Origin of the sequence: Edaphobacter aggregans DSM 19364, assembly GCF_000745965.1 — a bacterium.
GTDB classification, from domain to species: Bacteria; Acidobacteriota; Terriglobia; order Terriglobales; family Acidobacteriaceae; genus Edaphobacter; species Edaphobacter aggregans.
Genome location: NZ_JQKI01000022.1, coordinates 26,799 through 47,487, shown reverse-complemented (window position 1 = coordinate 47,487; position 20,689 = coordinate 26,799). Strand labels below are relative to the sequence as shown.

The 20,689-nt window shown below is 61.8% G+C and carries 21 protein-coding genes; 12 read left to right on the top strand and 9 right to left on the bottom strand.

The genetic code is table 11. The features are described from left to right. Positions 1–13 precede the first annotated feature (13 nt). The 9 genes from Q363_RS11365 to Q363_RS11325 all read left to right on the top strand — a co-directional run bounded on the left by Q363_RS11365 (position 14) and on the right by Q363_RS11325 (position 11,368). A complete protein-coding gene (locus tag Q363_RS11365) occupies positions 14–523 on the top strand; it encodes an NADH-quinone oxidoreductase subunit NuoE family protein (protein WP_035350198.1) in 510 nt (169 codons plus the stop codon). Beyond that, positions 524–1,852 (top strand): NADH-quinone oxidoreductase subunit NuoF, encoded by a 1,329-nt coding sequence (gene nuoF / locus Q363_RS11360; RefSeq protein ID WP_035350196.1) that lies wholly within the window; start codon positions 524–526, stop codon positions 1,850–1,852. It begins immediately after the preceding gene. Further along, on the top strand, positions 1,853–4,237 hold the full coding sequence (locus Q363_RS11355) for a molybdopterin-dependent oxidoreductase (protein ID WP_035350194.1): 2,385 nt from the start codon (positions 1,853–1,855) through the stop codon (positions 4,235–4,237). It begins immediately after the preceding gene. Positions 4,238–4,265: 28 nt separating this feature from the next. Continuing rightward, positions 4,266–5,339 carry an NADH-quinone oxidoreductase subunit NuoH gene (nuoH, locus tag Q363_RS11350; protein WP_035350192.1) on the top strand — a complete coding sequence of 358 codons (1,074 nt, stop codon included), beginning with the start codon at positions 4,266–4,268 and terminating at the stop codon, positions 5,337–5,339. A gap of 94 nt (positions 5,340–5,433) precedes the next feature. After that, positions 5,434–5,940 carry an NADH-quinone oxidoreductase subunit J gene (locus Q363_RS11345; protein WP_035350190.1) on the top strand — a complete coding sequence of 169 codons (507 nt, stop codon included), beginning with the start codon at positions 5,434–5,436 and terminating at the stop codon, positions 5,938–5,940. Positions 5,941–5,946: 6 nt separating this feature from the next. Then, complete coding sequence (gene nuoK / locus Q363_RS11340; protein ID WP_035350189.1) at positions 5,947–6,258, top strand: NADH-quinone oxidoreductase subunit NuoK; 312 nt, start codon at positions 5,947–5,949, stop codon at positions 6,256–6,258. A gap of 16 nt (positions 6,259–6,274) precedes the next feature. Then, positions 6,275–8,260, top strand: a complete 1,986-nt coding sequence (gene nuoL, locus Q363_RS11335) for an NADH-quinone oxidoreductase subunit L (RefSeq protein WP_035350188.1) — start codon at positions 6,275–6,277, stop codon at positions 8,258–8,260. Between the two features lie 22 nt (positions 8,261–8,282). Next, entirely contained in the window at positions 8,283–9,857 is a 1,575-nt protein-coding gene (locus Q363_RS11330) for a complex I subunit 4 family protein (RefSeq protein ID WP_035350185.1), read from the top strand. Continuing rightward, entirely contained in the window at positions 9,857–11,368 is a 1,512-nt protein-coding gene (locus tag Q363_RS11325; protein ID WP_035350184.1) for an NADH-quinone oxidoreductase subunit N, read from the top strand. Before Q363_RS11330 ends, Q363_RS11325 begins: the two co-directional genes overlap by 1 nt. A gap of 115 nt (positions 11,369–11,483) precedes the next feature. On the opposite strand, the gene Q363_RS11320 is transcribed toward Q363_RS11325, so the two are convergent. The 5 genes from Q363_RS11320 to Q363_RS11300 form a co-directional block, all read right to left on the bottom strand. Then, a complete protein-coding gene (locus Q363_RS11320) occupies positions 11,484–12,056 on the bottom strand; it encodes a lipid-binding SYLF domain-containing protein (protein ID WP_035350183.1) in 573 nt (190 codons plus the stop codon). A gap of 287 nt (positions 12,057–12,343) precedes the next feature. Continuing rightward, positions 12,344–12,655 (bottom strand): ATP synthase F0 subunit C, encoded by a 312-nt coding sequence (locus Q363_RS11315; protein WP_035350182.1) that lies wholly within the window; start codon positions 12,653–12,655, stop codon positions 12,344–12,346. A gap of 217 nt (positions 12,656–12,872) precedes the next feature. After that, positions 12,873–13,604 carry a F0F1 ATP synthase subunit A gene (gene atpB, locus Q363_RS11310; RefSeq protein WP_035350181.1) on the bottom strand — a complete coding sequence of 244 codons (732 nt, stop codon included), beginning with the start codon at positions 13,602–13,604 and terminating at the stop codon, positions 12,873–12,875. 30 nt (positions 13,605–13,634) lie between these two features. Further along, positions 13,635–14,045 (bottom strand): ATP synthase subunit I, encoded by a 411-nt coding sequence (locus Q363_RS11305; protein WP_035350180.1) that lies wholly within the window; start codon positions 14,043–14,045, stop codon positions 13,635–13,637. A gap of 9 nt (positions 14,046–14,054) precedes the next feature. Continuing rightward, entirely contained in the window at positions 14,055–14,288 is a 234-nt protein-coding gene (locus Q363_RS11300; protein ID WP_051978664.1) for an AtpZ/AtpI family protein, read from the bottom strand. 172 nt (positions 14,289–14,460) lie between these two features. Here Q363_RS11300 and lysS point away from each other — a divergent pair, with 172 nt between their 5' ends. Together lysS and Q363_RS11290 are read left to right on the top strand one after the other, a co-directional pair. Then, the gene (gene lysS / locus Q363_RS11295) at positions 14,461–16,296 is read left to right on the top strand and encodes a lysine--tRNA ligase (RefSeq protein WP_035350178.1); all 1,836 of its coding nucleotides are present in this window, start codon (positions 14,461–14,463) and stop codon (positions 16,294–16,296) included. Between the two features lie 18 nt (positions 16,297–16,314). Continuing rightward, entirely contained in the window at positions 16,315–16,587 is a 273-nt protein-coding gene (locus Q363_RS11290) for a hypothetical protein (RefSeq protein ID WP_035350177.1), read from the top strand. A 43-nt stretch (positions 16,588–16,630) separates the two neighbouring features. On the opposite strand, the gene Q363_RS11285 is transcribed toward Q363_RS11290, so the two are convergent. Continuing rightward, complete coding sequence (locus Q363_RS11285; protein ID WP_035350176.1) at positions 16,631–17,008, bottom strand: RrF2 family transcriptional regulator; 378 nt, start codon at positions 17,006–17,008, stop codon at positions 16,631–16,633. A gap of 152 nt (positions 17,009–17,160) precedes the next feature. Here Q363_RS11285 and Q363_RS11280 point away from each other — a divergent pair, with 152 nt between their 5' ends. Then, positions 17,161–17,955: a TIGR00282 family metallophosphoesterase gene (locus Q363_RS11280; protein ID WP_035350175.1), complete on the top strand. Its 795-nt coding sequence runs from the start codon at positions 17,161–17,163 to the stop codon at positions 17,953–17,955. A gap of 10 nt (positions 17,956–17,965) precedes the next feature. On the opposite strand, the gene Q363_RS11275 is transcribed toward Q363_RS11280, so the two are convergent. From Q363_RS11275 to Q363_RS11270, 3 genes are all read right to left on the bottom strand, one after another. Beyond that, complete coding sequence (locus Q363_RS11275; protein ID WP_035350174.1) at positions 17,966–18,544, bottom strand: HdeD family acid-resistance protein; 579 nt, start codon at positions 18,542–18,544, stop codon at positions 17,966–17,968. Between the two features lie 41 nt (positions 18,545–18,585). Continuing rightward, complete coding sequence (locus tag Q363_RS35990; RefSeq protein WP_051978655.1) at positions 18,586–19,470, bottom strand: M48 family metallopeptidase; 885 nt, start codon at positions 19,468–19,470, stop codon at positions 18,586–18,588. 95 nt (positions 19,471–19,565) lie between these two features. After that, positions 19,566–20,264 carry a DUF1269 domain-containing protein gene (locus Q363_RS11270; protein WP_051978654.1) on the bottom strand — a complete coding sequence of 233 codons (699 nt, stop codon included), beginning with the start codon at positions 20,262–20,264 and terminating at the stop codon, positions 19,566–19,568. Positions 20,265–20,689: the final 425 nt, after the last annotated feature.

The following is a 20,689-nucleotide window of genomic DNA, read 5'->3' as shown; positions in this document are numbered from 1 at the left end:
AGGAAGTCACACGATGAGCACGATTACAAATTCGATCTTCACTCCCGAGACAGCCGCACGCTTCGACCACCTGGTAACTATCTACCCAGTCAAGCGCTCCGCCCTCGTTCCCATGCTGCTCTACGCGCAGGACGAGGTCGGCTACATCTCCGATGCCGTCGTCACCGAGATCGCCCAGCGTCTCGACCTGCTCGAACTCGACGTCCGCAACGTCCTCTCCTACTACTCCATGCTCCGCACCAAACCCGCGGGCAAGTACAACGTGCAGGTCTGCACCAACATCTCCTGCATGCTGCGCGGAGGCTACGAGATCCTCGACCACTGCAAGGCAAAGCTCGGCATCGGCCACAAAGAGGTCACCCCCGACGGCACCTTCTCGCTCGAAGAGGTCGAATGCATCGGAGCCTGCTGCTGGGCCCCGGCCATACAGGTCAACTACGACTTCCACGACAACCTCACCACCGCAAAGGTCGACGAGATCATCGAGACCTACCGCGCCGGCAAGGGAAAGGACGTGAAGTAAATGCCCACCCTCGTCTCCCATCCTGATGAAGTCAAGGTCATCTCCCGCCGCTTCGGCCAGGGAGCAGCCGAAATCGACAAGTACCTCGAACTCGACGGCTACAAGGCCGTCCAGAAGGCCATCGCCCAGGGCCCGGACAAGATGGCAGCCTGGATCATCGACACCATGAAGGCCTCCGGACTCCGCGGACGCGGCGGCGCCGGCTTCCCCACCGGCATGAAGTGGTCCTTCGTCCCCAAGCAGTCCGAGAAGCCAAAGTACGTCCTGGTCAATGGAGACGAGTCCGAGCCCGGCACCTGCAAAGATCACGTCATCTTCCTGCACGATCCCCACGCCGTCATCGAAGGCACCATGATCGCCGGCCTCGCCATCGGCTCGAAGATGGGCTTCATCTACCTGCGCGGCGAGTATCGCTATCTCCTCAAGATCGTCGAGAAGGCCGTCGCCGATGCCTACGCCAAGGGCTTCCTCGGCAAGAACATCTTCGGCTCAGGCCTCGACTTCGACATCGTCACCCAGAGCGGCGCCGGCGCCTATGAGGTCGGCGAAGAGTCCGCCCTCATGGAGTCACTCGAGGGCAAGCGCGGCGTCCCGCGCATCAAGCCTCCCTTCCCCGCCGTCGTCGGCTTGTACGGCGGTCCCACCGTGATCAACAACGCCGAGACCATCGCCTCCGCCCCGCACATCCTGCTGATGGGCGGCGAGGAGTATGCCAAGATCGGCAGCGAGCGCAACGGCGGAACCCGCCTCTTCGGCATCTCCGGCCACGTCGAGCGCCCCGGCGTTTATGAGCTGCCCATGGGCTACAACCTCAAGAAGGCCATCTACGACGTAGCCGGCGGTATCAAGGACGGCAAGAAGCTCAAGGCCGTCGTCCCAGGTGGCTCCTCCTGCCCGGTTCTTCTTCCCGAGGAGATCGACGTAGGCCTCGACTTCGACCAGATGGCAAAGGCCGGCACCATGCTCGGCTCCGGAGGAGTAGTGGTGCTCGACGAAACCGTCTCCATCGTCGAGTTCGCACTCCGCACTATCGCCTTCTACCAGCACGAGTCCTGCGGCTGGTGCATTCCCTGCCGCGAGGGCACCGACTGGATCAAGAAGACCCTCACCCGCGTCTACAACGGCGGCGGATCAAAGAAGGACGTCGCCAACGTCCAGTACCTCGCAGAGAACATGCTGGGCCGCACCTTCTGCCCGCTCGGCGACGCAGCCGCCATGCCGACGCTCGGCTTCGTCAAGAAGTTCCGCAAGGAGTTCGAGGACTACATCGAAGGCCACAAGGCCGGAACCCCGATCATCACGGTCGAACAGCTCGTGGGAGCGCACTAAATGCCAGACGTAAAGTTCACAGTAGACGGCAAACAACTCACCGCCCCGGCGGGCACGCTGCTTATCGACGCCTGCAAAGCCGCCGGCATCGAGGTCCCCGCCTTCTGCTACTACCCCGGCCTCTCGCTCCAGGCCGCCTGCCGCATGTGCGTCGTTCGCGTCGAGAAGATGCCCAAGCTCCAGACCGCCTGCACCACCCCCGTCACCGAGGGCATGGTCGTCCAGACTGAGACCCCTGAGATCGCGCAGGCCCGCAAGGCCACCATTCAGCTCCTGCTCGGCAACCACCCTCTGGACTGCCCCGTCTGCGACGCCGGCGGCGAGTGCGAACTGCAGGACATGACCTTCAAGTACGGCGCCGGCGAGAGCCTTTACGCCGAAGCTAAGAACCACCGCGAAGAGCAGCAGTGGTCCCCTGTCGTCTACTTCGACCGCCCCCGCTGCATCCTCTGCTACCGCTGCATTCGCATGTGCGGCGAGGGCATGGACGTCTTCGCCCTCGGCATCCAGAACCGCGGCTCGTCAGCCGTCATTGCGCCTAACATCCCCGCCGCGCAGTCGCCCGACCACCTCGCCCACCTCGACTGCGAGCAGTGCGGCATGTGCATCGATGCCTGCCCGGTAGGCGCTTTGACCAGCGGCGCCTACCGCTACAAGACCCGCCCCTGGGAGATGAACCACGTCGCCACCGTCTGCACTCACTGCGGAGACGGCTGCAAGACCACCCTCGGCGTACGCTCCACCTCCGACGGCGCAGAGATCGTTCGCGGCGACAACCGTGACAAGTCGGGCATCAACGGCGACTTCCTCTGCAACAAGGGCCGCTACGCCTTCGACTTCGCCAACTCCCCGGAGCGCATCACCGCTCCGCTCGTCCGTCAGTCCGACGGCTCCCTCAAGGAAGTCTCCTGGGAGGAGGCCTTCCACCACACCGGCAAGAAGCTCCGCGAGCTGCGCGACGCAAAGGGTGGCAAGTCCATCGGCGTCATCGGCGGCAACCGCCTCACCAACGAGGAGGCCTACCTCCTCCAGAAGTTCGCCCGCACCGTCCTCGGCACCAACAACATCGACCATCACCGCACCGCTGACTACGTCACCTTCGCCCAGGCGCTCTCTGGCCAGAAGAACCGCACCGCCTCTCTGCGCGATACTCAGAGCTACCCCGCAGTCCTCATCGTCGGCGGCGACCCCACCAACCAGGCCCCCGGCACCGCCTGGAATCTCCGCACCGACGTCCGCCTCCACAAAGCCCGCCTCTACATCGCCAACACCGAGAAGATCAAACTTCGCCGTCAGGCTAAAGCCTTCCTCCAGCTAGCGCCCTTCGGTTACGGCGCTCTCGCCGCCTACCTCGCTGGAGACGCCGCCTCCGCCTCATCCGCGTCCACCAACGCCGACGCCCTCAACTCCTTCCGCGACGCCGTCAAGGCCGAGGAGAAGCTCCTCATCCTCATCGGCTCCGAGCATCGCGGCGCCGACCTCAAGCGTCTCATCGACTTCGGCCTCACCATCCCCGGCGCGAAGTTCGCTCTCCTCTCCGACTACGTCAACTCCCGCGGCGCAGCTGACATGGGCCTGCTCCCCGACATGCTCCCCGGCTACGTCCCTGTCACCAACCCGGGACCCTACGCCGAGCAGAACGCTCCCACACAACCTGGCCTCGACATGCTCCAGATCTTCGAGGCAGCCGGCCGCGGCGAGCTCTCCGCCCTCTACGTCGTCAACTCCAACCCCATCTCCCGCTACAACATCGACCCCGCCGCCCTCAAGGACACCTTCGTCGTCGTCCACGAGATGTTCCTCACCGAGACCGCGCAGCTGGCCGACGTCATCCTTCCCGCCGCCAACCTCTACGAGAAGGCAGGCTCGGTCACCAACAGCTACGGCGACCTCCAGCTCGTCCAGAAGGCTGGCGACCGTGCCGGCGTACGCTCCGACTTCGAGATGATCGTCCGCGTCGCCGACAAGGTGGGCGACGACATCAAGTCCCTCGTTCCCTTCGGAAAACAGACCCAGGGCATCCGCGCCGACCTCGGCCAGTCCCGCGGCGTGCATTCGGGCGAGGCCGACCAGCACGCCGTCTGGCTCACCGCCAACAACCTCGAGCCCAAGCTCTCGCCCTTCGATCCCTTCGCCATCCTCGACGAGATCCAGCGCCTCGTCCCCGGCTACAACCTTCTCCGCCTGCAGCTGCTCAGCGGCAACGATCAACACCTCGAGCCAGCCGCTACCGCTTCCGCCGCCGCCCGCCGCGACCTCGTGCTTCCCTCCGGCGACGGCCTCTTCACCTCCGGAACCCTGGGCCGCTTCTCACCCGCCCTCAACGACGTTCAGCGCTACCAGGCCAATGAGTCGCTGATCCAGATCCACACCGCAGCCAAATGATGCTGACACAGGAGTAAGAGCAAATACCGTGAGCCACCTCACCGACTTCCAGACATTCCTGTTGCTCTCGATCCTCAAGATCGTCGTCGTGCTCGTCATCACCCTGATGGCCGTCGCCTACACCGTTCTGCTCGAGCGCAAGGTCCTCGGCCGCATGCAGAATCGCTGGGGACCCTCGCGCGTCGGCCCCTTCGGCCTCCTCCAGCCCCTCGCCGACGGCATCAAGCTCTTCCTCAAAGAAGACCTCATCCCCATGGCCGCCGACCGCCCCCTCTTCATCCTCGCCCCCATCATCGCGCTCACCTGCGCGCTCATCTCGATCGCCGTCGTTCCCTTCGGAGCAGTCACGCATATCACGGCAAATGGAATCAGTGTCGACATGGGGACAATCGCCGACGTCAACATCGGCCTTTTGGTCATCCTCGGCATCACGTCCATCGGCGTCTACGGCATCGCGCTCTCCGGCTGGTCCTCGAACAACAAGTTCGCCCTGCTCGGCTCCCTGCGCGCCACCTCGCAGGTCATCAGCTACGAGCTCGCCCTCGGCCTCTCACTCGTCGGTGTCGTCCTCCGCGCCGGCTCGCTCCGCCTCCGGGACATCGTCGACGTCCAGTCCACCCACGGCGCGCTCTCCTGGAACATCTTCGGCGGCTTCCAGTTCGTCGCCTTCTTCATCTACCTGATGGCCGCCTACGCCGAGACCAACCGCGCTCCCTTCGATCTCCCCGAGGCCGAATCCGAGCTCGTCGCCGGCTACCACACCGAGTACTCTTCCATGAAGTTCGCCATGTTCTTCATGGCCGAGTACGCCAACATGATCACCGTTGCCTGCGTCGCCACGCTGCTCTTCTTCGGCGGCCCGTCCAGCCCTCTCGGCCACCTGCTCCCCGACAACTTCGGCGGCCCCATCCTCTCGGCCATCTTCCCCGTCCTCTGGTTCGTGGCCAAGGTCCTCGGGTTCCTTCTGCTCTACATCTGGGTACGCGCCACGCTTCCCCGTTTCCGGTACGACCAACTGATGGCCTTCGGCTGGAAGTTCCTGCTCCCCGTCGCCATCCTCAACATCATCGTCACTTCGCTCGTCCTCGCACTCAGGGGATGAGGCTACCTGCTATTACAATCAACAGGTAGCCCTAAAACCTGCGCTGTTTCAAATGATTCAAGCGATTCATCGGTAAAAGAATCCGCGGAGTATCATGCAACTGGCACTGTTCATCATCTTTGGCCTGCTCGCCGTCGCCGGAGCCATCAACTTCCTGCTGCAGCGGCACCCCATCAACTCGGCGCTCTCCCTCGTCGTCGTCATGATGTCGCTGGCCGTCCTCTACTGGTCCCTCGGCGCCGAGTTCCTCGCCGCCGCCCAGGTCATCGTCTACTCCGGCGCCATCATGGTCCTCTTCGTCTTCGTCGTCATGCTCTTGAACGCCGGCGAGGAAGAGCGCACCCACGGCAGCCGCGCCGCCTACCTCGCGGGAGTCCCCGGAGCCGCCGCCGTCTTCTGCCTCCTCAGCTTCGTCTTCCTCACCAACGGCAAGGCCTTCGGCTCCACCGACCTCACCAACCACCTCACCCACGCCGTCAACAACATCGCCGAGATCTCCCAAGTTCTCTTCCGAGATCTCCTACTTCCGTTCGAGGTCACCAGCATCCTCATCCTCGTCGCCATCCTCGGAGCCGTCGTGCTCGCGCGAAAGGAGCAGTAATCACCAATGTCCGCGACCGTTCCCATCTCCGCGTACCTGATCCTCGCCGCGGTCCTCTTCTCCATCGGCGTAGCCAGCTTCCTCATTAAGCGCAACATCATCACCATCTTCATGTCGATTGAGCTCATGCTCAACGCCGTCAACCTCACCTTCGTCGCCTTCGCACACATGTGGCACCAGATCACCGGACAGATCTTCGTCTTCTTCGTCATGGTCGTCGCCGCAGCCGAGGCAGCCGTCGGACTGGCCATCATCATCGCCATCTTCCGCACCCGCCAGACCCTCAACGTCGACCAGGTCAACCTGCTCAAGAACTAAGGACACGAGACACGAGATGCCCGCTGACTACCTTTGGTTAATTCCGCTGCTCCCCTTCGCGGGATTCCTCATCAACGGAACACTGGGCCGCCGCCTGCCGCGCGCGCTCGTCTCCGCCGTCGCTCTCATCCCCACCTTCCTCTCCGCCTGTCTCTGGCTCTGGCTCTGGTTCTCGATGAAGGCCCCGGGAGCCCCTGAGTCCGTTCACTCCGTCATCACTCTCTTCGGCAATAACTGGATCCAGATCTCCGGCTTCCATGCCGACTTCGCCTTCACCGTCGACCACCTGACCCTTATCATGCTCGGCGTCATCACCGGCGTCGGCTTCCTCATCCACGTCTACTCCGTCGGCTACATGGCGCACGAAGAGGGCTACTGGCGCTTCTTCGCCTACCTGAACCTCTTCATGTTCTTCATGCTGGTTCTGGTCCTCTCGGCCAACTTCCTCCTCCTCTTCGTCGGATGGGAGGGCGTCGGTCTCGCCTCCTACCTCCTCATCGGCTTCTACTTCCGCAAGGACTCCGCCGCCCACGCCGGCAAAAAAGCCTTCATCGTCAACCGCATCGGCGACTTCGGCTTCCTCCTCGCGATGTTTCTCCTCGTCGCGCACTTCGGCTCGCTCGACTTCTCCACCGTCTTCTCCACCATCCAGCAGCACCCTGAATGGCAGGGCGGCTTCCTCACCGCCATCGCCCTTCTCCTCGTCGTAGGAGCCACCGGCAAGTCCGCGCAGATTCCCCTCTACGTCTGGCTCCCCGACGCGATGGAAGGCCCCACCCCGGTATCCGCCCTCATCCACGCTGCCACGATGGTCACCGCAGGCGTCTACATGGTCGCCCGCTGCCACACTCTCTTCGACCGCTCGCCCTACGCCCTCGGCGTCGTCGCCATCATCGGCGCGGCCACGGCCCTCTTCGCCGGCTGCATCGGCCTCGTCCAGCACGACATCAAGCGCGTCCTCGCCTACTCCACCGTCTCCCAGCTCGGCTACATGTTCCTCGCCTGCGGAGTAGGAGCCTACACTGCAGGAATCTTCCACCTCCTCACCCACGCCTTCTTCAAAGCGCTCCTCTTCCTCGCCGCCGGCTCCGTCATTCACGCCCTCTCCGGCGAGCAGGACATGCGCCTCATGGGAGGCCTCCGCAAGCGCATCCCCGTCACCTTCTGGACCATGACGATGGGCATTCTTGCCATCGCTGGAGCCCCCGGCTGGGCTGGCTTCTTCTCGAAAGATGAGATCCTCTTCCGCGCCTTCGTCTCGCCCAACCCCATCGGCAAGCTCCTCTGGCTCGTCGGCGTGACCACCGCCGGTATGACCTCCTTCTACATGTTCCGCCTCTGGTTTAAAACCTTCTTCGGCGAACAGCGCTTTGAGGAACACCCCGCTCCTCACGCGCACGAAGAACACGCCCACGGCGTCCACGAGTCCCCACTCGTCATGACCATCCCGCTTATGATCCTCGCCGTGCTCTCTGTCGTCGGAGGCTGGGTCGGCGTCGCTAGCGCCATGGGTGGTCACGACGAGATTAAAGGCTTCCTCGATCCGATCTTCTCGAATGGCGCTCCCGCTGCCGAAACCGCGAGCAGGGGCCTGGAACTCGGCCTCATGGCCATCTCCGTTCTCGCTGCGGCCATGGGCTTCTCTATCGCCTACATCCTTTACTACAAGAAGCCCGGAACCGCCACCACCTACGCGCAGCGCTTCCCCGCCCTCTACCGCATTGTCTTGAACAAGTTCTACATTGACGAGATCTACCAGGCCGTATTCGTCACTCCGCTCCTCATGTTCTCCCGCCTCATCCTCGGCACGCTCGTCGATGGAGGCCTTGTCAACGGCTCCGGTTTCGCCGCCGGCGCATCCACCCGCGGGCTCGGCGCTCTCGTCCGCCGCATTCAGTCCGGAAACATCCGCTCCTACGCCGGCTGGCTCGCTCTCGGAGCAGCCGCCGTTATCGCCATCATGATCTTCAGCCACACACTCTTGTTGCACTCAACGAACTAAGGAAACTGGGACGCTCTCTGCGATGAACATCGACCACACCATCCTGACGATCATCACCTTCGTCCCGCTCGCCGGAGCCATCGTCCTCGCTCTCTTGCCCGACCGCGACCGGATCCAGCAGTGGGGAGCCCTCGCCGTCACCCTCCTCACCTTCCTCCTCACCCTCCACCTCCCCTTCCACTTCGACTACGCCGCCCCCTCCGGCTCCTTCCAGTTCCAGCAGAACTTCTCCTGGATCACCTCCCCCGCCATCCACTACCACGTCGGCGTCGACGGCCTCTCCATGTGGCTCATCGTCCTCGCCGGCCTGCTCGCCCCGCTCGGCGTCATCATCTCCTGGAACGCGATCGACAATCGCCGCCGCCTCTTCTACACCCTCTTCCTCCTCCAGCAGGTCGCGATACTCGGCATCTTCGTCTCGCTCGACCTCTTCCTCTACTACGCCTTCTGGGAGTTCTCGCTCGTCCCCATGGCGCTCCTCATCGCCGTCTTCGGCCGCACCGAAAACCGCCGCCGCGCCGCAATCAAGTTCTTCCTCTACGCCTTCATCCCCTCGGCCATCCTGCTCGTCGCCATGCTCTGGCTCTACGCCCGCACCGGCACCTTCGACTACCCGCAGCTAGCCAGCCTCGCCGCTGCGCACACCATCTCGGACAACACCGCCGCCCTCTGGCTCGCGTCCCTCGCCTTCCTCGTCGCCTTCGCCGTCAAGGTCCCCGTCTTCCCGCTGCACGGCTGGCTCGCCGATGCCGTCTCCGAGGCCCCGACTGCGGCCGTCATGGTAATCGCCGGCAAACTCGGCCTCTACTCCATCCTCCGCTTCTCCTTCGGAATCTTCCCCGGCCAGTCTCACCGCATCGCTCCCTTCATGCTCGCCCTCGGAGCCATCGGTATTATCTACGGCGCTCTGCTCGCCCTCGTCCAGAAGGACCTCAAGCGCCTCGCCGCCTTCGGAACCCTCGGCCACGTCTCCGTCGTCATCCTCGGGATCTTCGCCTGCACCGTCTCCGGAATCGACGGCGGCATCTTCCAGACCCTCAACGAGGGCATCGGCGGCTCAGCGCTATTCATGCTCCTCGGCCTGCTCTACGAGCGTTACCGCACCTACGACATTCGCGAGTACGGCGGACTCGCCACCCGTCTCCCCTGGATCGCGACGATGTTCGTCCTCACCTCGCTCTCCGTCACCGGTCTCCCCATGCTCAACGGCTTCGTCGGCGAGTTCCTCGTCTTCTCCGGAACCATGCAGTCCGCCATCGCGCACCACACGCTCTGGACCGTCGTCGCCACCTCCAGCGTCATCTTCACAGCCTCCTACATGCTCTGGATGATTCAGCGCGTTTTCTATGGCGACCTCAGCCGCCGCGCCACCAACATCGACGCCCTCGACCTCACCCCCCGCGAGCACCTCGCCCTCTGGCCGCTCGTCGTCCTCTTCCTCTTCATGGGCATCGCCTCGCCTGTCTTCATGAAGGCCATCGACACCGCAGGCTCCCGCATCGCCGCAACCGTCAACCGGACCCGGGCCGTCACGTTAGACTTCGAGGCCTCCTCGCACATGACCACACACTCCTCCGAGACGAAAGGAGCTCAGTAATGTCTCCCAACGTCCTCGCTCTCCTTCCCGAATACATCCTCACCCTCACCGGCATCGTCATCATGCTGGCTGACCCCATCTTCCCCGCCGCCCACGCCCGCAAGCCCCTCGGCTGGCTCGCCATCCTCGGCACCCTAGCCTCCGGCCTCGCCGCCTGGTATCAGCTCGGATTCGGAACCATCCACGGCTTCTTCGGAACCGTCCAGGTCGACGCCTTCTCCGTCTTCTTCCATCTGCTCATCGCCGCAGTCGTCCTCGTCACCCTCCTCAGTTCCCTCGACTACTTTGAAACCCACGCCAACGTCACCGGCGAGTACTACGCCCTCACCCTCTTCGGAGCCACCGGCATGATGCTCATGACCTGCTCCGTCGAGCTGTTGATGGTCTTCGTCGGCCTCGAGATCTCCTCCATCTCGACCTACATCCTTGCCGGCTTCCGCAAAGGCCAGTCCACCTCCTCCGAGTCCTCCATCAAGTACTTTTTGCTGGGCTCCTTCGCGACCGCCTTCTTCCTCTACGGCATCGCGCTCGCCTTTGGCGCCACCGGCACCACGCGCATCGACGCCCTCGCTCATGGCCTCACCACCACGGCCACCCCCACCCTCGCGCTCCTCTCGCTCGCCCTCATCATCATTGGGCTAGGCTTCAAGGTCTCCGCCGCGCCCTTCCAGGTCTGGACCCCCGACGTCTACCAGGGCGCACCCGCCCCTGTGGTCGGCCTTATGTCCACCGCTCCCAAGGCCGCCGCCTTCGCCGTCCTGCTCCGCATCCTCTTCTCCGGCTTCCCCACCTACGAGCCGCGCTGGGCCGCTCTCATCTGGATCATCGCCGCGCTCTCCATGTTCGTCGGCAATCTCGGCGCCCTGCTCCAGCGCGACGTCAAGCGCCTCCTCGCCTACTCCTCCATCGCGCACGCCGGCTACCTGCTCGTCGCCTACACCGCCTTCCCCGCCGACGGAATCGCCTCCGCCTGCTTTTACACCGCCGCCTATGCCGCCATGAACGTCGGAGCCTTCACCGTCATCACCCAGCTCGGCGGCTACGACGAGCGCGCCCGCACCATCGACGACTACACCGGCCTCGCCCTCAAGCGCCCCGTCCTCGCCGCCACCCTCGCCTTCTTCCTCCTCTCCCTCATCGGAATCCCCTTCACCGGCGGCTTCTTCGGCAAGTTCTACGTCTTCTCCGCCGCCCTACACTCCGGCAACGTCTGGCTCGCCGTCATCGGCCTCTTCAACAGCGGAATCGCCTGCTTCTACTACCTCCGTCTGCTCGCCGCCCTCTACACCCGCCCCGTTCAGGACACGGAGCACATCGACGTCTCGACCCCGGTCACCATCCCGGCAGCCATTGCCCTCACGTTCACTGCAGTCGCCACCTTGCTCCTCGGCATCGCCCCCAACCGCATCCTGGGCCTGGCCCAGCGCAGTGCCGACGTCACCATGCAGCCGGCCACCCCCACACTGCAGCCCGCCGCGACAGAAACTGTAAGCACAACCAGCACTCGCTAAATCCACCATTTTCACTGCCAACGTAGGCGTGTCATTGACGGACCACGGTCATAGTTGTCTCTCCGGCATAGACGAAGCCATCCTTTGGACATCGGGGATGCTATGTACAAGCGGACTATGATTTCTTGTTGAGGTCGTCGTCCTTGTAGTACTTCGTCCCCTGCAGGGTCAATTGGAGCGCGAGGCCATTCTTGGTAATCTCGTACACCCAAACACCCGGAGCAACCTCTACCGCTCCCGAGTAAGCTCCGCCCTTGTCCCCCGCCTTGGCCGCCACGTCCGTTTGCGCGGAAGCCGACCAGCCAGAATCGAGAAATTGGGACAATGCTTTATCGTTTTCGAACACGAAGATCACCCGATAGTCCTTCACCCCCACACCCAGACCACCGCCTGCCGAAACCATCTTCATGAAGGTTTCCTGCTTGTTACTGGAGTTGACGGCCATTCCTGCGCCGCGCGCCGTGCTCAACAGCAGGAGGTTCGTTCCCATGTTGTCGAAAACGGCATATCCGGCAGACTTTTGGATAGCCCCCTGAGCTTCGGGTTTGAGCTTGTACAACTCCTGCAGAGTTTTAGTCGCCATCTTGCGAGTCTTGTCCCGTTTCTCATCGGGTGAATCGCCGGCCTGCGCCAAACCGGTAGCCAGCAGGATGAATGCGAGCGTTGAAGCGATCATTCTGAATTTCATGGGATGCCCTCCGTATCCTTGTGGAATCTGCTTGCGTGGCCCTCACACCTTCAGGTCAGTAACCGTTCCTACTCAATGGAACAGGACATACGCATTTCCGCTGGCAGAATTGCCAATTTCATGCAACGTCATCTCGGGGCCGAAGCACAGCAAAGAAGAGCGATCCCCATTGAAGAACGCAATCAATACTTTGTCAAGCCGAGGCTCGAATTTGAGCGGGAATAGGGAACTTAAAGAACATAGCCCCCGCCGAAGCGAGGGCTATGCGACGACAAACCGAACGAGAGCTACGCCTGCACCTTGAGGAAGATGATGACGAACGTGAACAGCGCAAGGGACTCGATGAACGCCAGACCGAGAATCAAGAAGATGAAGATTCCAGGGCGAGCGCCGGGGTTGCGAGCCAGCGCCTCGGTGGCCGAGGCGGTCGCCTTGCCCTGACCCAGGCCGCAGAGACCCGCCGCAAGGGCCATGCCCAGACCGGCGGCCAGCGGAACCCACTGCGAGGCCGGCGAATAGTTACCAGCGCCCTGCGCAAAGGCCGGCGTTGCGAGCAGCATCGCGGCCAACGACATAAACAGATACTGAAGCTTCTTCATTACAACTCCATCTCCCTTCAGATACGCCGCCAGTGGGTGGTTGATGCTCACCGTGCTGGCACCCTCACGCTCGCGGCGTCGTTGCTACGGCAAAGAGGGAGTCCCTCCACCGCAAACTCAAAATCGAACCCAGCTGTTGCTTCTAAGCCTTGCTGGTAGGCAGCCCTCGGGTCTCTCCGGACCCCAAAACTCGGGCCTTTGCACCTGGGGGTGAAGATCAATGGTCGTGCGCCACAGCCAGCGAAAGATAGATCGCCGCCAGCAGGAAGAACACATACGCCTGCACCACGGCCACGCCCAGGTGCAGTCCCAGGAAGATCAGCGGAATGCCGATCGGCACCAGCGAGAAGAACGCCAGAGTCACCAGGTCGCCCGCGAACATATTCGCGTAAAGACGAACCGTCAGCGAGAGGACACGCGCACAGTGCGAGATGATCTCGATCGGCAGCAGCAGCCACGCCAGCCACCACACCGGCCCCAAAAACTGCTTGATGTAAGCGGGACCGTTCGAGCGAATGCCGTGATAGTGGTAGTACAGGAACGTGACCAGCGCAAAGCCCAGCGGCACCACCGGATTCGCCGTCGGCGACTCCAACCCGGGCACCAGCCCCATCAGGTTGGCGAGCAGGATGAACAGCAGCAGTGCGGTCAGGAAGCTGACAAACCGCTCCGATCCATGCCCGATGATCGACTCGCCCTGCTCGGAGACGAACTCGTTCGTCATCTCGGCCAGGTGCTGCACCCCGCCCGGCTTCTCGACGCTCAGCGTCAGCCGCACCGCGACGAAGTACGCGATCAGCACCACGAAGACCAGCAGCTCCATCGCGAACGCATTCGTGATCGGAGCCTCAGGAAACTTCGGATGCACATGGAACGCCTCCAGCAGCGCCGTCACAGGCGTAGCGAAGTGGGCGTTCAGAAACCGTGTAAACAAAAGCTGTGTCGGCATAAAAATTCAGGCCTGAACGTCTTGAAGTCTTCAGACAGTCCACGCCTTCATCAGCCTCAAACCCTCCACCGTGAGTGCAAACACTCCAAGTGCAAGGCCGGCTGCCAGTGCGTAGACAGAACCGTTCAGTGCCTTAAGGCTAACATAAAGAAGCGCTACCGTGGCAGCCAGGCGAACAAAGAATCCCAAGAGAACCATCCCCATCGGCTTCGCCGCGCCGCCCTGATCCATCCGCGCCATCACCGCCGTCATCAGCCGCAGCCACTCCCACAACCCCGACGCCGAGATCGCCGCTCCCACCAACAACAGCACCGAACTCTGCCACCCTAGCTTCCACCAAAGCACCAGCGCCCCGACCACCGAGATCACCGCCAGCAGCCGCAGCGCCCGCAGAATCGTCAGCCGAAAATCCGCATCCGAAAATGTCTCCAAAGCTTTCATCAGCTGTGCCTAGTCGCCCCTCTTCAGATACCGCGAGGCCATGTAGAAGATCTGCATAAACCCGCCGATCGCCCCCAGCACAATCCCCACAATCCCAATCCAGTTCTGGTGAAACTCGCGGTCCAGCCACTCGCCGATCAGCCAACCGATCACGCACCCAGCAGGCAGCGCAATCGCCAGCTGAATCATCGACTCAGCCTTCACCAGCTCGCCCAGCGCGCCCTTCTTATCTCCCTCAGCCATAGCGAACACCATTACACCACGATTACGCCTCCCCTTCCTGCCTTGTCATCTCGACCGAAGCGACGCAGCCGCGCAGTGGAGAGACCTGCTTCTCTACCCAAGCCTTCTCCAGCCTCAACCGCCCGACCATCACCGCTATACTGAACAACGACAACCACCCAAAGGAAACACCTTGCACTTCGACTCCGAATTCGAGCAGAAGCTCTACCAGCAGCGCCAGGAAAAACTCCAGCAGATCGCCTCCCTCGGCCACGCCATCTATCCCAACTCCTTCGTCTCCAGCGCAGAAGGCTGGACCGAGTTCGAAGGCGCACTCATCCCCTGGCTCAAGCGCCAGTACGACTCCCCCGACGCGCACGTCTCAGGCGAACAGCTCGAAGCCGACCGCAAACCCGTCGCCATCGCCGGCCGCATCATGGCCATCCGCATCCAGGGCAAGGCCGGCTTCGCCCAGCTCCAGCAGGCGGGCGAGCGCATCCAGATCTACGTCCGCAAAGACGACGTCGGCGAGAACGCCTTCGCCCTCTACAAGCTCCTCGATCTCGGCGACCACATCGGCGTTCGCGGCTACCTCATGCGCACCCGCACCGGCGAGCTCACTGTCCACGTCACCTCCACGCCCGACGAGCCCGGCATCACCTTCCTTGCCAAGGCCATGCTCGCCCTGCCCGACAAGTACCACGGCCTCGAGGACACCGAACTCCGCTACCGCCAGCGCTACGTCGACCTCTTCATGAACACCGGCCACAGCGCCAAACAGGCCGACAAGCCCGCGGCGAATCCAACCACCAATCCGGGTGCCCCAGGTCTGGCTGTTGCAGATCTGGGTGAAGCGCCACAGCCGCCCACGGAGACCACCACCGGCGAATCCCCCCGCAACGTCCGCGCGGTCTTCGTCAAGCGAGCCGCCGTCCTCCGCGCCATTCGCAAGTTCTTCGACACCCGCGGCTACCTCGAAGTCGAAACCCCGATGATGCAGCAGATCGCCGGAGGAGCCGCCGCGCGCCCCTTCACCACCCACCACAATGAGCTCGAGATCGATCTCTTCCTCCGCATCGCGCCCGAGCTCTACCTCAAGCGCCTGGTCGTCGGAGGCCTCGACCGCGTCTACGAGATCAACCGCAACTTCCGCAACGAAGGCGTCAGCACCCGGCACAACCCCGAGTTCACCATGCTCGAGTTCTACCAGGCCTACGCCAACTACCACGACCTGATGAACCTCACCGAAGAGCTCATCAAGTTCGTCGCGATGGAAGTCAACGGCTCACTCATCACCCACTTCAACGGCAACGAGATCAACCTCGGCAATTGGACCAAGCTCTCCATGCGCGAAGCAATCATCAAGTTCTGGCCCAGCGAAGTTGTGGAGACTCCCACGCTTGAAGATTTGAGCGATGCGGCAGGACTAAAGTCTTTTGCAGCGCGTGTAGCTATGAGCTTCTCGGCTAGCCCTGATGATCCGGATAACCTGCTTCGATTGCTGCGTACAGCGCTTCTCAACGTTAAGCACTACGAAGTAACCCCAGAAAATTACGGTACGTTCGTAGCTGAGATATTCGAGACTGTGGCCGAACCCCACCTCATCCAGCCCACCATCATCTACGACTTCCCCCTGGCCGTCTCCCCACTCTCCAAGATCAAGCCCTCGGAGCCCGATTGGGTCGAGCGCTTCGAGTTCTACATCGGCGGCTTCGAGGTCGGCAACGCCTTCTCCGAGCTCAACGACCCCGTCGACCAGCACAACCGCTTCGCCCAGCAGCTCGAGCAGAAGGAGCGCGGCGACGAAGAGGCCATGTCCGCCATCGATGAGGACTACGTCCGCGCCCTCGGCTACGGCCTCCCTCCCACCGCAGGCGAAGGCATCGGCATCGACCGCCTCACCATGCTCCTTACCAACTCCAGCTCTATCCGCGACGTCATCCTCTTCCCCCTCATGCGCCCTCGCCAAAAGACCGCCGAACAGGTCGCTCAGAAGGAAGAACAACCCCACGGAGAGTCCGCGGAATAGCAATCGAGGAAGAACATTTTGGACAAAACTGCACGTCGGTTCCTCGCTGCAAAGATCCGAGAAACAATCGCTTCGGAGATACCCACCAACGGATTCGAAAATGCGATGTTGCAGACTGAGATCAGTCGAGACCTCTCATCGCTTTCAGCCGAACGAGATCCGGTATTAGACAGGGCCTTTCATCTCTTGATGCATTTCATCACTGATGAAGACATCCGAAGTAAAGACACGAGGTATGCCACCAGCCAAATCGAGGCACTCGAAAAACTAGCCAGCGAGCTTGAACAGTAGCGAGGTCGCGAACGCTAAGGTGATCCATCGCGCGAAGGCGCTACTACTTCCCCTTTTTCAACCGCTTCACCACCCCAGCCAGCGAGTGCTCATTCATCGCCTCCACCGCATCCTGGCGCACCCGTTTCATCAACCCAGCAACCGCCCTGTCCTCCACTGGCAGCCAGTCACCCGCGGTCGCCTGAAACACATCCCCCAGCCCAATCTGTTTCGGCGGAACCTTCAGCTTCGCGCCTCCATGCGGACCCTTGCGCTGCACAATCAGCCCGGCCTTATGCAGCAGCAGAAACGACCTCCGCACCATCACCGCGCTCTCTTTTAACACCTCGGCTATCGACGCCGAAGTATGCATCGTCCCCGGCTCTTCGGCCAGTACCGCCAACACACGCACACCTAATTGAAACCGTTCGCTATTTGCCACGCAAGCAAACTAACACAACAGCGATGCACCGTGCCTTCCACAAACCGTTACTTCCCGTCATCCCGACCGAAGGCCCGCAGCGCCGCAGCGGAGGAACCTGCTTCTCCACCTTCACCGCATCCTAGCCAACTACCCCCATGTAAAATCTTTGAGTGAATATCCTCTTCGTCGGCGACATCTTCGGCTCCGCCGGCCGCCACATCGTACGCGAGCATCTTCCCCACGTCATCGAAACCAACTCCGTCGACCTCCTCGTCATCAACGGCGAAAACGCCGCCGGAGGCTTCGGCATCACCCCCTCCCTCGCCGAAGAGATCTTCGACATGGGAGCCCACGTCATCACCACCGGCAACCACATCTGGGACAAGCGCGAGATCTTCGAGTACATGACCGTTCCCGCCGACTCCCACCTCCGCGGCCGCCGCATCCTGCGCCCCGCCAACTACGCCGTCGGAACCCCCGGCTTCGGCTTCTATCAGGGCGAACTCCCCACCGGCCAAGAGTACGCCGTCATCAACCTCCAGGGCCGCGTCTTCATGTCCTCCTGCGACGACCCCTTCCGCAAGGCCGACGAGCTCCTCTCCCAGATCACCGCGTCCGTCATCCTCCTCGACATCCACGCCGAGACCACCAGCGAAAAGGTCGCCCTCGGCTGGTACCTCGACGGCCGCATCACCGCCATCGTCGGCACCCACACCCACATCCCCACCGCCGACGCCCGCGTCCTTCCCCACGGCACCGCCTACATCACCGACGTCGGCATGTCCGGCCCCTACGACTCCGTCATCGGCGTCGAAACCGAGCTCGTCCTCAACCGCTTCCTCACCGGAATGCCCGGCAAGTTCGAGGCCGCCAAAAAGAACCCCAAGATGTGCGCCGTCCTCATCAGCTGCGATGGAGCCAACGGCCGTGCCCACTCCATCCAGCACCTCATCCTCGGCGAATAGCGCCGCGCGCTTAGGCCGCTCTGGGATGCGCTGCGGGCAGACTGTGAATCGCGCCAGCGAATCCCAGCAAGGAAGCGCCGTCGAGGATAAGGTCCGTCCCGATGGCGATGCCAATGAAATAAGTACTGGTCGTAGACCAGTTGGCCAGAAGGTAGATGCCCAGTCCTACTGAGACTAGACCCGCAAAAACAGTCCAGCCCCACCGTGGAAACTGAATCGCACTCGCTCCGACAATCCGGAAGAGCCCTCCCACGATAAACAGTGAAGCGAGCACCATCGTGACACCCTCCGCACCTGCGCTTGGATGGCTGACCAGGAGGTATCCGGTCACTCCCCGAACAATCGCATTCAACAGATAGACAAAGAATCCTCCCCAGCTCAGCGTAAGGAAGGAGCCAATTAACCATACGACTCCGCTGATCGCAAGGACCCAGCCCAAAACCAAGATGGAGAATGTCGTAGCCGTCTGCGACTTCACGATGCAAGCCGCGCCAAGCACCACCAGCGCGATACCGCACGCGAAAAACCAGAGCCATGACCTTCTGACTTCATCGATTCCCGATGCCAATATGCTGGAAAGATTACTCATGGACTTACTCCTTTCGAATTTCAAGTGGTCTGGTGAACGTCCTAGTGGAGAAAAACCTCCGAGGCGTTCTTCGGAACAGTCATCGACGTAGCCGTCTTGGGGTCCGGGCTGAACTTTCCGAACACCGACGGATTCTGCCGGAAGTGCCGCTTCAGCGCAGCAATCCTGTTCTGATCGTCGGGATGATCCGACAAAAGCTGTGGCAGCTGGTCCGGGTTAGCGGCTTGAAAGTCCTGAAACAGCCAGATCAATCCCCACGGGTTGTACCCGGTCTGGGCGCAGATGTCCGAGCCCGTCAGGTCTGCTCGCTGCTCCGCGCCGCGCGAGTAGCCGAGCGAATGCAGTTTGCCGATCAGCGCAATCGCCAGCAGATGCGCGCGCGTCGGGCCCAGAAGCAATGCGGCCCCGAGTTCGCGCCGCTCTATCTTCGCCTGCTTTTCCATCAGCTCCATCGTGTCGTGATGGATCGTGTGTGAGACCTCGTGGCACAACGTTCCCGCCAGCTGCTCCTTGTTCTTGACGAAGTACAGCAGCGAATCCACCACATAGACGTTTCCCCCGGGAGTGGCGAACGCATTCGGCTGCTTCTCATGCACGAGGTAGAACTTGAAAGGATGGTTGTACTGCGGCTGCGCCGCTCGCGTAATGGCCTCCGCGATGGGCTTCAGCTCGTCGTACAACGGTGACGACTCGACGATCTCCCCCTTGGCCTTCAACTCGTTGAAGACCTCCTCGCCCATCTGCACCTCGGCGTCCTGCTCCTGCGCCTGCTGGCTCTCCATCGCCGGCTTCTGTGCAGGCTGAGCCTGTCCCTGCTGGCTCTGCTCCTGCGGCGGGGTTCGAGGTCCCGTGCATCCGGAGATCCCCAGAAAGAACACCGAAAGAGTCAGCGCCAGTGACTTCGAAATTCGTCCAAAGCTAGGCATGTATCTCCAATGAACTGCCTGTATTCGCTGTATCAGTGAAACCGCCCGCATAAAGTCCCACTGTGCGGGCGGTTCCAGTTCAGTTGACTGTTTTATCACGCTGCTGCTGCCCCCGCCTTGGTCGCCTTGGCTTTCAGAATCTGGGCCTTCGCCTGAGCGGTACGTTCTGCAGCCTGGCGCTTCTCCTTGGCCGCTTCCAGCTGGGCCTGAATCTTCGAGTCCAGCTTGTTGATCTTTTCGTGGAGCTTGGCCTTGCGATCGGCGCTGGCCTGTGCGTGCTCGGCTTTCAACTGCGCCATGTCAGCCTTCATCGCCGCAACATGCTCATCGTGCAACCGCTGAGTCACCTCCGCCAGAGAGCGACGGAAGACCATCCCTCCGATCGCTTCCATCCGGGTGTCTACCGGAGTCGTCCAATCCTCCTCGATCTCCGCAACAAGGGCAACCTTACCCGGTGACACGACCTTCGTGACATCGTCGATGAAGTCCTCGCTGACTCCGGCGTTGAGCAAATCCGCCGTAGCGCCGCCAGCAAAGCCCGCGGTCGCTCCAATCGCCAGTCCCGCCGGTCCAAACAGAACACCGACCAGGCTCCCAAGCGACGTTCCCATCAGCGTTCCAAGCGGTCCGGTGTCGTCGCCCTGCTTCAGCGATGCCGTGCCGTCCGCATCCTTTGCCACTATGGCGTAGCCATACACCCCGATGCTGCCTTCCGCATCCAGCTGTAACAGTGCCTTCTTGCCTTCGTACGCCTTCGTTTCGCTGTCAAAAACAACCACAAGCATGCGGTCCATGTGCTTCTCCCTTCTTGCTGCTTCTTTCACTCCGTGGCCCGTTTGGTGCGGCTATCGCAGAATTGCGACGACGCAACGAATCACTCAAATGGCAAACTCTTTTTTTCACCCTGAGTGTTTTAGTAAACGGCTAACCTTTCGTGGTTCGCCAACGCATCCAGATTCCCGCCGCGTCTACTCAATCAGCGGCAGCCTCCGAATGCTCGAATTCAACAAGGGAAATGTCTTTGACGATCGTCCCTTCAAGGGCGCATGCGTATTATCCTCCCGCGATCCATCGAAGCAACAGCCTGAATTGCGCGGTTCGGACGGTTCACAGTGTCGAAAATCCCCGAAAAAACGGCTGTCAAGCCCCAGCCACGACTAACCACCTAAGATTCAACAACATCCATTTGCCGATTAATTTCACCGGATTCACTAGAGAA

Excerpts from the sequence above, each read along its gene's own strand:
- Q363_RS11365 (WP_035350198.1), top strand. The coding sequence starts at position 14 with ATGAGCACGATTACAAATTCGATCTTCACTCCCGAGACAGCCGCACGC.
- nuoF (WP_035350196.1), top strand. The coding sequence starts at position 524 with ATGCCCACCCTCGTCTCCCATCCTGATGAAGTCAAGGTCATCTCCCGC.
- Q363_RS11355 (WP_035350194.1), top strand. The coding sequence starts at position 1,853 with ATGCCAGACGTAAAGTTCACAGTAGACGGCAAACAACTCACCGCCCCG.
- Q363_RS11345 (WP_035350190.1), top strand. The coding sequence starts at position 5,434 with ATGCAACTGGCACTGTTCATCATCTTTGGCCTGCTCGCCGTCGCCGGA.
- nuoK (WP_035350189.1), top strand. The coding sequence starts at position 5,947 with ATGTCCGCGACCGTTCCCATCTCCGCGTACCTGATCCTCGCCGCGGTC.
- nuoL (WP_035350188.1), top strand. The coding sequence starts at position 6,275 with ATGCCCGCTGACTACCTTTGGTTAATTCCGCTGCTCCCCTTCGCGGGA.
- Q363_RS11330 (WP_035350185.1), top strand. The coding sequence starts at position 8,283 with ATGAACATCGACCACACCATCCTGACGATCATCACCTTCGTCCCGCTC.
- Q363_RS11325 (WP_035350184.1), top strand. The coding sequence starts at position 9,857 with ATGTCTCCCAACGTCCTCGCTCTCCTTCCCGAATACATCCTCACCCTC.
- Q363_RS11320 (WP_035350183.1), bottom strand. The coding sequence starts at position 12,056 with ATGAAATTCAGAATGATCGCTTCAACGCTCGCATTCATCCTGCTGGCT.
- Q363_RS11315 (WP_035350182.1), bottom strand. The coding sequence starts at position 12,655 with ATGAAGAAGCTTCAGTATCTGTTTATGTCGTTGGCCGCGATGCTGCTC.
- atpB (WP_035350181.1), bottom strand. The coding sequence starts at position 13,604 with ATGCCGACACAGCTTTTGTTTACACGGTTTCTGAACGCCCACTTCGCT.
- Q363_RS11305 (WP_035350180.1), bottom strand. The coding sequence starts at position 14,045 with ATGAAAGCTTTGGAGACATTTTCGGATGCGGATTTTCGGCTGACGATT.
- Q363_RS11300 (WP_051978664.1), bottom strand. The coding sequence starts at position 14,288 with ATGGCTGAGGGAGATAAGAAGGGCGCGCTGGGCGAGCTGGTGAAGGCT.
- Q363_RS11275 (WP_035350174.1), bottom strand. The coding sequence starts at position 18,544 with ATGAGTAATCTTTCCAGCATATTGGCATCGGGAATCGATGAAGTCAGA.
- Q363_RS35990 (WP_051978655.1), bottom strand. The coding sequence starts at position 19,470 with ATGCCTAGCTTTGGACGAATTTCGAAGTCACTGGCGCTGACTCTTTCG.
- Q363_RS11270 (WP_051978654.1), bottom strand. The coding sequence starts at position 20,264 with ATGGACCGCATGCTTGTGGTTGTTTTTGACAGCGAAACGAAGGCGTAC.